Origin of the sequence: Ureibacillus galli, from assembly GCF_014836845.1 — a bacterium.
Lineage (GTDB): Bacteria > Bacillota > Bacilli > Bacillales_A > Planococcaceae > Ureibacillus > Ureibacillus galli.
Map to the genome: position 1 here is coordinate 1 of NZ_JACSQA010000020.1, position 13,758 is coordinate 13,758.

Sequence of the window (13,758 nt, forward strand, 5' to 3'; positions counted from 1 at the left end):
ATTTTATTTCATTATAAATAAAAGTACCCTATAAGAGAGACCTTTTTTCAAGTGTCTTTCTTATAGGGTACATTTTAAACAAGGACCTTGTCTTTCATATACTTATTTTCTAAAGCTTACTTTTGTGTCGCTAACCATGCTGCAGCTGCTTCTGCATCTTCACCTTGAAGCAATCCAGCAGGCATACCGCCTCGACCATGTAAAATGACATCTAATATTTCATCTTCAGAAAGTCGTGAACCGACATCGGCTAATGAAGGTGTGTTCCCCATACCTTGTAAGTTACCGCCGTGGCAAGTTACACAAGATTCTTTTACAAGTTCTTCACCTGCGCCAGCATTAGCAGTATCCCCATTGTCTGTTGTTTCTGTTGCCGTATCGTTTGTATCTTTGTTTGCATTGTTTGCTTCATCGTCACCGCCGCCACAAGCAGCTAAAAATAGTGCAGAACCGAATGCAAGTGCTAACCATGTTTTCTTCATTTTGAACCCCTCCAAAATTTTTATAATTAGTGGATACCACTGGTTATTATACCAAAATTAAACCCGTTTAAAACCTTCTCCCAACACTTCATAAGCATCGGAAACAATAACAAACGCAGTGGCATCAACCGTTTTGATGATCTGTTTCAGCTTTGTGAACTCTGTTTGATAGACGACAACCATTAACATAAGTCGTTGTTCTCCCGTATATCCACCGAAGCTAGGCATCTTCGTTACACCACGGTTGATTTCCTTATAGATAGCATCTCGCATTTCATCTTGTTTATTCGTAATAATATAGACCATTTTTGATTGGCTAAAACCTAACTGAACAATGTCAATGGTTTTCGTTGTTACAAACAATCCGATTAGTGCATATAATCCTTTTTCCAAGTCAAATACGATGGCTGCACTTAAAGCAATTAAACCATCAATCATTAGAACGCTCGTACCTAATGTAAGTCCAGAATATTTTGTAATAATCTGGGCTAGTAAATCCGTACCTCCAGTTGATGCTTTGCCTTTAAAAACTAACCCGATCCCTAATCCAACGACAATACCACCAAAAAGGGCGGCAAGTAATGAGTTCATTGTTAACGCATTCATATCGTCAAATAAAATGACGAAAAATGGTAATGCTATTGTCCCGATAAATGATTTAAAACCAAAGTTTTTACCTAAAATAATGACACCAGAAATAAAAAGGGGAATGTTAAAAGCATATTGTACAATCCCGGCATTCCAACCAAAGAGACCGTGCAAAATGGTGCTAATTCCACTAACGCCTCCAGATGCTACTTGATTCGGAAATAAAAAAGCATTGAATCCAAAGGCGATGACTGCTGCTCCAAGAAGAACATAAATATATTCCACGATCTTATCCTTTGGAGAATACATTACTTTATCATTATGTTTACCCATCCTGTTCCTCACTCACATCGTTTCTCATTTTTCTCTGCATGATTATAACAAAAGCAGTAAAAAAAGAGAAATTTAATAAAGTCTACATACTGGACAGATCACTCTAACCTAAAAATACTATTTTTTGAAGGTAAAAAAACTGTAAGACTCCATCAAAGGTGTAATACTTAATTTCTTAAGTCACAGCCTTTTGAATCAAACCAAATTTATAAAGATTTTTATTATTGCTGATTGCCAATAAAATGCCTTAGAATATGCCTCTTCTACAGATCTTTTGTCAATGTTCTAAGTCTAATTTGAAAATTAGACTTTCTAAAAACGATGTTCATCTATAAACCGTCATTTTCTCATTTTTCACATCACTAACCGGTTCATATAAAAAGGAGGTTGCACAATAATAGGTGTACTTCACTAACGTGAATTTAAATTTACTTACTATTTAACATTTATCAATTCCTGTATTTGACAATTGATTAAAATTAATCTAAAATTTATTTAGATAATATTCTAAATATCTAAAGAAGGTGTATTATATTGCCCGATGTATTTAAAGGCTTAGCTGATCCCACTAGGAGAGAAATACTCTCTTTATTAAAAGATAGAGATTTAAATGTAGGTGAAATTGCAAAACACTTCCCAATTTCCATGGCAAGTCTTTCACACCACTTAAATATTCTTTATGAAGCAAGGTTAGTTACTAAAATTAAAAAAGGACAGTTTGTATATTATTCCTTAAACACAACAATTGTAGAGGATGTCATCTTAAAATTGGTGTCTTTGCAAAAAAAGGAGGAGTAAATTTTGGATATATTAAATTACTATGCTTTAATAATTTTTTTACTTCTTTGTGCATTTTTATTTTTTCAGCTAAATTACTATAGATTTGGAAGAGCACATAACTTATTCTCATTAATCTCACTAATACTAATCGTAACATTAATCTTTAATTTATCTAATAAAACTAATAATGTTACTTTGTACTCCTTACTCACCTTCTATATAGGATTATTATTATTACTCTTGGGGAATTATTTCACTCACAGTTTAGGGAAAAAGATTGGAAGAATGTTTACAACAGTTCATTTGAATAAATATAAATTAAGAAGAAGAATTGGTTTAATATCTATAATTTGTGGTTTATTATATATAGTTCTGTCATATTTTAATTTTAATAATTATTATGTTCTATATATATCAGTTTGGACTTTGATGCCGTTACTAGGAATTTTAACCATCTTTATAATTATAAAATATTCAAATTTGAAGGAGGTCTGAATATGAGGTCAATAACAAGGGGCTTGCATATTTTTTTCGGTTTAACTGTTTTTTTCCAATTAATCGTGATCAGCTATGTCATTATAAGTAATAATAATCCTCAAGTACCAATTCACTTCTCTTTCGGTGGAACTGCTGATTCGTTTGGAAATGCTTCTGAATATTATTTACTAATAGGGATTAACATTTTAGTATATATCATTACATTTCTACTTGGAAAAAAGGTAAAGGTAGACATGAAAAAATTTCACAGAACTTTTAAGACTAACGAAGATGAAATAAATGCCCAAAATAACATAAAAACAAAAATTCAGGTATTCTTACAAGTGTTAAGCACAAATTTTTCTTTATTTATTTCTGTATTAATTGCATTATTATTAAATAATATTATAAATGATGTAACAAGTGGAAATATTAATAGTATAGGTATTGTTGCCTTCTTCCTCTCTAATCTGATCATTATCATTGTAGGTTTAATTTGGATAAATACCTTTGATAAATAGTTAAAATACCTCGATATGATTGAAATGGAAAAGGCATTCTCCTCAAAGAGTATGCCTTTTCTAAAAAATGCCCTATTTTCCCGATTGTTCTGTCAACATATCCAATGTTTCTACAGCTGCTTGTTCAATAGCATACGCCTGTTGAACGGAACTTGATGTATATGCAACATATTTCCATATACCTGTTGTAATTGCAGCCCCAGTTTGTAGAACTACGCCCTGAACACCGCCAACATATAAGTATACGCCTGCTACTACAACTAAAACGCATACTGTTGGACCACATGCTTGAGGTGTAACTACATCTTCCTCAGTTAATACCTCTGTTTTATTTCCGCTATCTTCGGCATAAGAAACAATTAACTTTTCTCCCTCTGCTAATGTCTCAACCAGTTTATTTGGGTCCTTATTTTCAATAGAGCTTTTTAGCTCATCAAAATATGTAGGATCCACTTCCTCGATGTACTCAACAATAGCGGCGGCAGCTTTCTCCCCTTCTTTTGATTTTGCCTTTTTAGTAAGCTCATCATCGGAGATTTGAGAAGAAATTATTTCTCCTACCTCACCTTGTCCAAACATAAGGCCTTTAAAATATTCTTCGCCAGAGTATACTTTTACAGGGGCAGAATCATTGTTTTTAGCCAATGATGCCTGGCCAATAGTTCCTAGAAGCAATATCAAAACTAGCAAGGAAAATCCCATTTTTTTCATTTTTTTCACCCCCTTCCAATTACCAATATATTACCATATTTTTAAAAAAATAGGGGATTTTTTGTTAAAATATTGAAAATATAGTATATTTTAAGAGTATAATCATTGTTAAATTGGAAGGTGGATTTTGTAGTTATGGACAAATTTGTAAAAGAGAAAATATTTATAATAGTTGTCTCTATTCCTTTTTTATGTTACGTCGTGCTTCATTTTTCTCACGCTCTTCCATCGAGTTTAATAACAGATACAATTACTGCTAAAGCAAAAGTATTCCAAGACTTTTCACCACAGGGATTTGGCTTCTATAGTAAACCTCCAACAGAAAAGGGTATTACTTTTGAATCAGAACATTTACAATTACCCACAGCAATACCAGAAAACTTTATAGGTTTATCGCGATTTGGAAGAGCGCAGGCTATTGAGTTAGGGAAAATATATGAAGAAATACCTAAAGATTATTGGCTAAGTTGTGAAACTGAGAAAGAATGTACTTTGTTAGAAAATAAGTTAAAACCCTATGTGGTAAAAAAGAATGATGAAATACACCACTTGGTAGAAGGTGAATATCTAATTAAAAGTCAGGAGCCTATTTCTTGGTATTTTAGAGATTACAAAGAAACTACGTCTTTTGAACGTGAAATAGCGAAAGTGGTGGTTGAATGAATAAATTAATAGAGCAAATTAATCAATTCAACCCATACTTTAATGTTTACGGACTAGCAAGGACATTATTGGCGATTTCATCTTTATTGACACTTTTGTTCAACAATACAACTACTCTATTAACATATAATCGTAATGACGTATCTTGCGAATATTTAACTGCTCCTTCTGCATTTTGTGTTGCTGACCATTTTAACATTTCTCTAGAATTAATTAGATTTTTAATGATCCTCTGCCTCTTTATTATCGCAAGTGGCTGGAGACCCCAATATACCGGTATTATTCATTGGTATATAGCATATACCCTTCAGTGGTCAGCTACTACAATAGACGGTGGAGAACAGATAAATACCGTCCTTACTTTTTTGTTAATTCCAATCACACTTTTGGATAGAAGAAAGAATCATTTTTACAAAACTGTTGAAAATTGTAACAATTTTTATAGCAAATATATAACTTGGCTATTTATGATATTAATAAAAATTCAGGTGGGTATTATATATCTTAATGCTGCTTTAGAACGATTAAAAAATCCTGAATGGGCAGATGGAACTGCACTATATTATTTCTTTAGTGATCCAATTTTCGGCTTACCTCCTTATCAATTAAATGTATTAGAACCATTATTAAATAGCCCATTCATTATTCTGGTAACATGGGCAGTCACTGTTTTCGAATTGTTTTTGGTTATCTGTATGTTTGCTTCAAGTCCACTTAAAAGATTTGGACACAATTTAGGGATTATTTTTCACATTGGGATTATTTTTACGATTGGGATTGTAACTTTTGGAATCACAATGTGTGCAGCTGTTATATTGTATTTAAGACAGTGGAATAACGAATATTCATTTACAAAAGTAAAAAAGACATTGAAAAAATATATTAATTTGAAAAACACTAAACGGTTCTTTGTAGATAGTTCAGGACGGAGTATCTTTAAGTAAAAAATAAAAAAGGATTGAAAAAAATGAGCGGGATTATTTTATTTGATGGGGATTGTAACTTTTGTGATTGTGCAGTTCAATTCATAATTAAAAATGATAAAAAAGGCTATTTTAAATTTGCATCATTACAGAGTGAAATCGGGATTTGTTTATTAAATAAGTATAGTGCGCCACATGATATTGATAGTATTTTTCTGTTGGAAAATAATAAATATCATTATAAATCTTCTGCAGTACTTCGAATTTGCAAAAATTTAAAAGGATGGTATAAGACGGGGTATATATTGATAATCATCCCTAAACCATTAAGAGATTTCATTTATAATATTGTTGCAAAAAACCGCTATAGGTGGTTTGGTAAAAGAGAAACTTGTATGATTCCTTCTCCAGAAGTTCGCAAACGTTTCTTAGATTAATATGGACTAAATGGAGATTATATTTTTTCAAGAAAAAAGCATAGTTCTTAACAATTAAAGAACGGTCACAGAGTATCGAAATATACAAATTATTACCAAACTTTAATATTACTTTTTGAATTTTTTTAATTTTAATACTAATTTTACATCAGTTATTTGTCAGAATATGATTTACTGAATAAAAAAATAATAGACAAAGTCGTCGAAAGCGACTTTGTCTAGAGTATAAGACCAGTCTTTAATAATTAAGGAAAGGCTGGTCATTTTAGTTTGTTATTTATTTCACTGATGACATTTTGAGTTTAATATAGACTTGGGATAATTAATTTGTAAATACCAGGAGATAGGTCTATTTCATCTTCATCGAAGAATCTCTCTTTTTTAATGGGTGTATACTTTGGATTTTACTACAACCATTCATCTTCCTTATATCAAATTTTGATTCATTAAATAAAAAAATGTTATAAAAGTGTTCGATAATATATTAGCGACACTAAGGAAAAGAATAGTTCTCAAAAAGAACAGTGTTTGCTAAGTTAAAAGAATCAGTAATAAAGTAAAAACAACAAAATTAGTAGCAAAATTTGAGAATTAAACTCAGATTGTAGACAAACTAGAATTTTCAAGTTTGCCTACAATCTGAAGTAATAATTTTTCTTATTGTTCCTCTTTAAAAACCGTTGACCATTCGCTACGTTTTTCTAACATTTCTTTTGCAAGATTTTGGGCACCTTCTAAACTATGGTTTGCTGCCCAGCCACATTGCACTTCATTACAAGCTGGAACTTCCGTAGCGTTAACAACATCTTGCAATGTCTTTTCTAAAATCGTTAACACTTCTTCATAGTCATCATGGTTAATCATCGTTAAATAAAAACCTGTTTGGCATCCCATCGGACTCATATCGACTACAAAGTCCGTATGGTTACGAATATTTTCTGCCATAAGGTGTTCTATTGAGTGAAGAGCATCCATTTTCATATGTTCTTCGTTTGGTTGTTTGAAACGGACATCATATTTACGGACAACATCGCCATTTTGCCCTTCCTTAATCCCGGCAAGTCTTACATATGGCGCTGCCACTTTTGTATGATCTAAATTGAAACTTTCAACATTCATTTTTGGCACGATTTTATACCTCATTTCTATTTTCCTTGATTGTAAACGAGCAATCATGAATAGTAGACGGATATTCAACTCTCATTTATCTATACTATTTTACAGGTTTGGCCTATTTCTGTCACTGGTGACAACACCATTCCTTCAAATTTTATAAATAGTTTTTAAACCATGAGATAATTTGAGTTAAACGCTCGATTCGTAGGCTTGGTGTACCTGTACGAGATAAGTTATGATTATTGTCAGGGAATCGAACAAAACTTGTTTCTTTCCCCATCGATTTTAATGTAATAAATAATTGTTCGGCTTGTTCAATTGGACAGCGGAAATCCAGTTCACTATGCAATATTAATAACGGTGTTTCAATATTTTTCGCGTATTTTAATGGAGAATGATGCCATAGCTTTTCTGGTTCTGTCATATCAGCACCAATTTGCCACGGTGTAAAATAATAACCAATATCAGAAACGCCAAAGAAACTAATCCAGTTAGAAATACTACGTTGCGTTACTGCTGCTTTAAAACGATTTGTATGACCGACAATCCAGTTCGTCATAAAACCACCGTAAGAGCCTCCTGTAACACCTAGGCGGTCGACGTCAATCCAAGAATGTTCACGAAGCACTTCATCCAAACCGGCCATAATGTCTTCATAATCTCCCCCACCATAATCACCGCGTACTGCATCAACAAATGTTTGACTGTAGCCGTGGCTGCCCCTCGGATTTACATAAAGGACACCGTAACCTTGAGCGGCAAGTAATTGCATTTCGTGGAAGAACGTATTCGCATACATCGTATGTGGCCCACCATGAATTTCAACAACTAATGGATACTTTTCACCATCTTTCCATTGACTAGGTTTCATTAACCAACCTTGAACGGATTTTCCATTTGTACTTGTGTAGTAAAAGGCTTCCGGTTTTACAAGTTCTACTTCATCTAACCATTCATCATTAAAGTGAGTGATTTGATTTCGTTCGCCCTTCGCAATATCAACTTTATATAACTCTCCCGGGGAAACTGGATTCGATACACAAACTAATGCAATTTGACCATTTTTGGAAAGGGCATAATCATATACGTGCTCCCCTTCTGGTGTCGCAGGATAAACAGCCCCATCTAAACTTGCATAATATAATTGAACATCCCCCGTTGTAGAAAGTTGGAAATATAAGTCGTTGTCTTCCGTCCAAACTACATCTGGAGCTGCAACCCCTTGCTGAACGTCAGCTACTGCATAATCCCCAACAGGACAATCGATACTTTCTGTTAAATTTTGTGTTAACTCAGTTTCCGTATCATAAATATACACGTTGGAGTGGGTCGCATTTTTATATGTTGCATCGCTCCCAACATAAGCTATATATTTACCATCAAATGAATATTTTGCTCCGCCATAATACCCTTCATGGTCTACTAATACCGTTTTATTTTTTGTTTCAACATCTATGATAAATAAAGGATTATTAAATTCGTAATCCGGCTGGTCATAATGTTTTAAACCGATAATAAGCTTTTTACCATCTGGTGAAATATCATTTAAAGAGTAAGAATCTTTTCCTTCTGTAAACTGTTGAATGGCATTATCTTTTAAAGAAATGATGCCAATTTGGGAAGAGATTTTTTGTTTGACTAGCCCATGTCCCTTTACCCCATCCATTTTATAGCGCATTTTGTGTACGGTATAGGTCTCTAGTTTTTCTTTTCCTTCTTCTTTTTTCGCCTCTTGAGTAAAGGATGCTCCTTCTTTTAAACTACTCGTAAACCATATTTTTTCTCCACATGGCGACCATAAAAATGACTGGATTCCTTCTTCAAGATCTGTTATTTTTTTTGCTTCGCCACCGCTTTTATTCATAATATAAAGTTGACTTTTTTCATCGCGGTTCGAAATAAATGCAACTTGTTTTCCATCTGGTGACCATCTAGGATTTGAAATTCGTTCCTTTTCAAAAGTCCATTGAACGACATCGTTCGAATCCACATTGACATAATATAAATGGTTAAAATACTGATCCTCTTTTTCATCAATAAACGTCTTAATAAAGACAGCTTCATTTTCTGTAGGAGAAAATTTCGGGTTTGTAATGGACTGAATTTTAAACAAATCTTCTTTTTGAAGTAATCGTTTTGTGACCACTTTTCTTCACCATCCTATTCAATATTTCGGTTTCCGTAATATAAAGTTTATCATGACGACTGTTTATGTCAAACTATTTTTAATAATCAAAAATATACAATTTTATAGTATATGAAAAAAAAAAGAGATTATCCCATCTTGGAGATAATCTCTTAAATATTGTTATTTTGCTTTTTCAATTTCTTTTAAAGAGCGGCGTAATATTTTCCCTGTCGAATTTTTCGGTAGTTCGTCTAAAAGCTCGATTACAGTCGGAACTTTATATTTCACAAGACGATCGGAACAATACTGTTGTAATTCTTCGATAGACGTATGGTTGTCCTTTAATACAACATATGCATGTACCGCTTCACCTAAATTGGAATCGGGCATCCCGACGACAGCAGCTTCTAACACATTCGGATGGGAGAATAATACTTCTTCCACTTCTCGGGGATAGACATTAAACCCACCTACGATAATCATGTCTTTTTTCCGATCGACAATATAGAAGTATTCATCTTCATCTTTTTTCGCCAAATCTCCCGTATATAACCACTCTCCGCGAATCGCATTATACGTTTCTTCTGGCATTTTATAATAACCTTTCATGACATTCGGACCACGAACGATTAATTCCCCAACTTCGCCAACAGGGACTTCATTCCCATTTTCATCGACAATTTTATTATCAACATTTGGAATAGACATCCCAATGGAACCCGCTTTACGTTCCCGATCCAACGGGTTAAAGCATGTTACCGGAGAAGCTTCTGATAAACCATAACCTTCTGAAACTCGTACTTTAAATTTCTCTTCGAAATTTAAAAGAACTTGTACAGGCAGTGGTGCACCACCTGAAACGGCTAACCGTAAATGGGCGAAATTCTTTGTATTACCATCAAATTGATAGAGGAAATTAAACATTGTCGGCACCCCTGCAAATACCGTTGCCTGTTCCCTTCCAGCAAGATTATAAATTTCACTTGGACTAAATTTCGGCGCTAATAGCACTGTAGCCCCTTGCAGTAACGGTGCGTTGACGACGACGGTTAAGGCAAATACATGAAATACAGGTAAAGTAGCAATAACCCGGTCATCCGGCGACATCTGTAAGTAATGGCCAACATCCCGCGCGTTAGAATAAAGGTTACGATGGGTTAGCATAGCCCCCTTTGGATACCCTGTCGTTCCTGAAGTATATAAAATAATTGCCACATCATCTTCTTCCACATGAACTGGGTCAGCGAAAGCTGTAGCCTTCCCGAGTACTTCAGAAAATAAAAACGTTCTTTCTTTTGCTGTAGAAGAAAGAGCCTCCATTCTTTCTCCTATGTTTGGTGTTGTTTCACAAATAATGTACGTTTCAACCTGCGGTAATATGTTCACTCCTGCCTCCACTAACGGCAGTAAGCCATCTAATGCGATTACTACTTTCACATCACCATTTTGAATAATGTACGAAATTTCTTCTTGCGTGTACGTTGGATTTACTGGAATTGCAGTCGCTCCGATTCGCATTGTCGCATACAACGAAATTAAAAAATGTGGTGTATTTCCTAATAAAAACGCCACATGATCTCCCTTTTCCACCCCAAGTTGTTGTAATGCATAGGCAAAACGACTTACTGTTTGTTCGAACTCACCGTATGTAGTGTCACTCCCTAAAAAATGATATGCACGTCTTTCGGGCTGTTCTAATGCTGTTTGTCGAACACGTTCAACTAAATTCAAAACACCCATCCCCCTTTGACTTAACTTCCTTTTACTACGAACATGACGAAAGGAAGTCGAAAAATGAATTACTATTCATTTTCTAAATATTATAAATTATTTATATTAATAAAACAATGAATTTTAGTGTTTTATTACATTTTTCTCTTAGAAAATGGAAAGTTATTCTACTAATAACATTTATTTTGTCAATCTCGAACGTGGGCTAAATAGCGCCAACGAATTAAGTAAAAGTAAATAAGTTGCAAAAGAATTAATAAGACAAAGGAAATAACCACTTCTTTTACGATGGATATATTCGCAAAATCCCTCAATAAATTTTGCAAAGTAAAGAATGCAAAGAGACTATGGAATAGTGCAACACCCCATGGTAAGAAAAATTGTGGCATTAGGTGTTTTGTCACAAGGGATTTCAGCTCACTGTGGGAAATCCCCATTCGCTTCAATACATCAAATTTTTTCTTATCCGCTTCTAAATTCGTATGCAGTTTAAAATAAATAAAACTGCCCCCTGCTAATAAAAAGACTGCTGCTACTAATAAACCTACTAAAGTTAGTAAGGAATAAGTGGATAGAAGATACGAGTAATTTAATCCTGCATTTTCAAAATAATAAGGTAAATGGTATTCGTCTTTTAAATATTCCTTCGCCACCTTTTGTTGAATAGCAAATCCGACTTCGTTTGCTTCAATCCATTGGGGAATATCGAACGTATATAAATGATACCCTGGCTCTACATCCGGAACGCCATTATATGGATGTACGAGCTTCTTAAAATCTTCGTCACTAATAATAATGGCATTTAAACCTACAATCGTTCGGGGAAATATTAATTTTGGATATACTTGATCGATACGGATAGGTACATTGTTTTCGACTAAAACCGTATTAACCGTCCGATTGGACAACTTCTTAATGGAATCTTCGGAATAAGGAATAAACATCCCTTCCCCCTCCGATAAATTAATTAATGGGTATCCATAAGAAATCAATAAACTATTAATATCTGACTCACTAAAAACTTCCACTCCATAATTGGTGAAAGATGATGTCTGCTTTAACACCGTAAATTGGGTGAGTTGATAAGATAATCCTTTATGCTCTAACTCTGATACGATGGATTGAATATGTTTATGTTCATACGGATTATCGATGTGCCCTTTATAAATTAACCCTAAAGGATTGAGCTTATCATATTGGGATGTATAAGATGAAAAGGCAGCAAGTAATCCAATCGATAAAAATGCTAACGTAGATACCATTGTCATGATAAAAAACATTTTTCCGTTGTTTTTAAAAATAAACGTTTGCTCCGCAATTGGCAGCATCCGAGATTTTTTCCAGTATAGATTTTTTTTCCCCTTTACACGGGCAAAAAAATACTGGGTCGTATGGGCAAAGAAATAATACGTACCTAACGTAATAAAAATCGGAATTAAGACGGAAAAAATTTCAAAGGTTCCCCTCGTTGTCAGAAGAGCTAAACAATAGCTAAACACGATGAAGATAATACCAAGTATCGCTTTATTTTTCGTATAATCCACTTTTACTTCGATACTTTTTGGCCCATTAAAGACATCAATAATTTGTTTCTCCGGTGCAAAATGAAAGCAAAACAACGAAATAAATATAAACGCACTTAAATAAACAGCAATCGTTAATAAAAAGGGTTCCCATGAAAGATATAGCGGAAGATCTTCCAACAGTAAAATTTCACGGACAATCATAAAGAAAAACTTCGAAAAGGAAAATCCGAATATAATCCCCAACACAATAGAAATGGAGCCGATAATAATCGTCTCCAAAAAAATGAGCTTCGAAAGCTGTCTTCTTTCCATCCCAAGATGAAGCAAAATAGCAAATTCTTTCGCTCTAGCTTCTAAAAAGGCTTTCATAGAATAGAAAATAAAAAACCAAGAAAACAATACTAAAATGATTTCAGCAATGACCATCCAAAGAATCGGAACATTTCCTAAAAAACCGTTTTCCGTTGCTGGATGGAACATTAGCATCGAGTAAATAAAGAAAACAAATACGGAAAAAAAGCTTGCCATGAAGAAAGCGGCATATATTCGTATATTTCTTATGACATTACGGTAAGCGAATTGATGAAAGGTCACCTACTTGTCCTCCCCCTAGTAAGCTCAGCACATTTAGTATTCGTTGGAAAAATGTTTGGCGTCTATCATCCCGGTGAATCTCATTGAAAAATTCACCATCTTTTATAAATAACACCCGATCGCAGAAACTCGCCGCAATTGGGTCATGGGTAACCATAATAATTGTTGCCCGTTTTTCTTTATTGATTTTACTTAATAACTCAAGTACTTCACGGGAATTATTTGAGTCTAAATTACCTGTTGGTTCATCAGCTAAAATAATCGTAGGCTCATGAATTAACGCTCTTGCAATGGCAACCTTTTGGGCTTGTCCACCGGAAATTTCATTCGGTCGTTTATGTAAGAACGATGTTAAATCAAGCCTTTTCGCTAAATTCTCCAACCTTTCTTCCATCATCTCTACCGGCTTTTGATCAAGAGTTAAAGGTAAAATGATATTTTCTTCCACTGTTAACATAGGCAACAAATTAAAATCTTGAAAAACAAAACCTAGTTCTCTTCTTCTAAAATAAGCTAGTTCATTTGGACTTAAGCTTTGTGGTTTCATATCATTGAAAATAATTTCACCCGAAGTGGGACGATCAATCGTCGAGATTAAATTTAACAAAGTGGATTTCCCGCTACCTGAAGGACCCATTACCGCTAAAAACTCCCCCTGCTCCACATCAAAAGAAAGTTGATTTAATGCTCGATTCGTTACTTTTCCTTCATATACTTTTGTTACGTCTTTTACTTGTAAAATTGGCAT

The 13,758-nt window shown here is 34.0% G+C and carries 13 protein-coding genes; 5 read left to right on the forward strand and 8 right to left on the reverse strand.

Annotation, left to right across the window (positions count from 1 at the left end; genetic code table 11):
* Positions 1 to 116: 116 nt before the first annotated feature.
* The gene (gene cccB / locus H9636_RS12705) at positions 117 to 482 is read right to left on the reverse strand and encodes a cytochrome c551 (protein ID WP_191707939.1); all 366 of its coding nucleotides are present in this window, start codon (positions 480 to 482) and stop codon (positions 117 to 119) included.
* Positions 483 to 539: 57 nt separating this feature from the next.
* Entirely contained in the window at positions 540 to 1,403 is an 864-nt protein-coding gene (locus H9636_RS12710) for a YitT family protein (RefSeq protein ID WP_225230213.1), read from the reverse strand.
* Positions 1,404 to 1,937: 534 nt separating this feature from the next.
* Between H9636_RS12710 and H9636_RS12715 the strand changes: the two genes are divergently transcribed.
* Both H9636_RS12715 and H9636_RS12720 read left to right on the forward strand, forming a co-directional pair.
* Positions 1,938 to 2,201: an autorepressor SdpR family transcription factor gene (locus tag H9636_RS12715; protein WP_174232639.1), complete on the forward strand. Its 264-nt coding sequence runs from the start codon at positions 1,938 to 1,940 to the stop codon at positions 2,199 to 2,201.
* A 479-nt stretch (positions 2,202 to 2,680) separates the two neighbouring features.
* The gene (locus tag H9636_RS12720; RefSeq protein WP_191707940.1) at positions 2,681 to 3,181 is read left to right on the forward strand and encodes a hypothetical protein; all 501 of its coding nucleotides are present in this window, start codon (positions 2,681 to 2,683) and stop codon (positions 3,179 to 3,181) included.
* Positions 3,182 to 3,253: 72 nt separating this feature from the next.
* Here H9636_RS12720 and H9636_RS12725 read toward each other — a convergent pair whose 3' ends face one another.
* The gene (locus H9636_RS12725) at positions 3,254 to 3,892 is read right to left on the reverse strand and encodes a sporulation delaying protein family toxin (RefSeq protein ID WP_191707941.1); all 639 of its coding nucleotides are present in this window, start codon (positions 3,890 to 3,892) and stop codon (positions 3,254 to 3,256) included.
* 135 nt (positions 3,893 to 4,027) lie between these two features.
* On the opposite strand from H9636_RS12725, the gene H9636_RS12730 reads away from it, so the two are divergent.
* From H9636_RS12730 to H9636_RS12740, 3 genes are read left to right on the forward strand one after another with little or no spacing between them, the layout of a single operon-like run.
* Complete coding sequence (locus tag H9636_RS12730; protein ID WP_191707942.1) at positions 4,028 to 4,555, forward strand: SdpA family antimicrobial peptide system protein; 528 nt, start codon at positions 4,028 to 4,030, stop codon at positions 4,553 to 4,555.
* Positions 4,552 to 5,499: a sporulation-delaying protein SdpB family protein gene (locus tag H9636_RS12735; RefSeq protein WP_191707943.1), complete on the forward strand. Its 948-nt coding sequence runs from the start codon at positions 4,552 to 4,554 to the stop codon at positions 5,497 to 5,499. Before H9636_RS12730 ends, H9636_RS12735 begins: the two co-directional genes overlap by 4 nt.
* A gap of 23 nt (positions 5,500 to 5,522) precedes the next feature.
* A complete protein-coding gene (locus tag H9636_RS12740; RefSeq protein ID WP_122970845.1) occupies positions 5,523 to 5,915 on the forward strand; it encodes a thiol-disulfide oxidoreductase DCC family protein in 393 nt (130 codons plus the stop codon).
* A 657-nt stretch (positions 5,916 to 6,572) separates the two neighbouring features.
* Here H9636_RS12740 and H9636_RS12745 read toward each other — a convergent pair.
* From H9636_RS12745 to H9636_RS12765, 5 genes are all read right to left on the reverse strand, one after another.
* Complete coding sequence (locus H9636_RS12745; protein WP_318241022.1) at positions 6,573 to 7,043, reverse strand: S-ribosylhomocysteine lyase; 471 nt, start codon at positions 7,041 to 7,043, stop codon at positions 6,573 to 6,575.
* Positions 7,044 to 7,185: 142 nt separating this feature from the next.
* A complete protein-coding gene (locus tag H9636_RS12750; RefSeq protein ID WP_191707945.1) occupies positions 7,186 to 9,177 on the reverse strand; it encodes a S9 family peptidase in 1,992 nt (663 codons plus the stop codon).
* Between the two features lie 162 nt (positions 9,178 to 9,339).
* Positions 9,340 to 10,890, reverse strand: coding sequence for a fatty acid--CoA ligase family protein (locus tag H9636_RS12755; protein WP_191707946.1), 1,551 nt, complete (start codon positions 10,888 to 10,890; stop codon positions 9,340 to 9,342).
* Positions 10,891 to 11,078: 188 nt separating this feature from the next.
* A complete protein-coding gene (locus H9636_RS12760; RefSeq protein ID WP_191707947.1) occupies positions 11,079 to 13,010 on the reverse strand; it encodes an FtsX-like permease family protein in 1,932 nt (643 codons plus the stop codon).
* Positions 12,982 to 13,758 carry an ABC transporter ATP-binding protein gene (locus tag H9636_RS12765; protein ID WP_191707948.1) on the reverse strand — a complete coding sequence of 259 codons (777 nt, stop codon included), beginning with the start codon at positions 13,756 to 13,758 and terminating at the stop codon, positions 12,982 to 12,984. The genes H9636_RS12760 and H9636_RS12765 overlap by 29 nt, the downstream gene beginning before the upstream one ends.

Coding starts and splice junctions, on each gene's coding strand:
- cccB (WP_191707939.1), bottom strand. CDS start 482: ATGAAGAAAACATGGTTAGCACTTGCATTCGGTTCTGCACTATTTTTA.
- H9636_RS12710 (WP_225230213.1), bottom strand. CDS start 1,403: ATGGGTAAACATAATGATAAAGTAATGTATTCTCCAAAGGATAAGATC.
- H9636_RS12720 (WP_191707940.1), top strand. CDS start 2,681: ATGAGGTCAATAACAAGGGGCTTGCATATTTTTTTCGGTTTAACTGTT.
- H9636_RS12725 (WP_191707941.1), bottom strand. CDS start 3,892: ATGAAAAAAATGGGATTTTCCTTGCTAGTTTTGATATTGCTTCTAGGA.
- H9636_RS12730 (WP_191707942.1), top strand. CDS start 4,028: ATGGACAAATTTGTAAAAGAGAAAATATTTATAATAGTTGTCTCTATT.
- H9636_RS12735 (WP_191707943.1), top strand. CDS start 4,552: ATGAATAAATTAATAGAGCAAATTAATCAATTCAACCCATACTTTAAT.
- H9636_RS12740 (WP_122970845.1), top strand. CDS start 5,523: ATGAGCGGGATTATTTTATTTGATGGGGATTGTAACTTTTGTGATTGT.
- H9636_RS12765 (WP_191707948.1), bottom strand. CDS start 13,758: ATGCCAATTTTACAAGTAAAAGACGTAACAAAAGTATATGAAGGAAAA.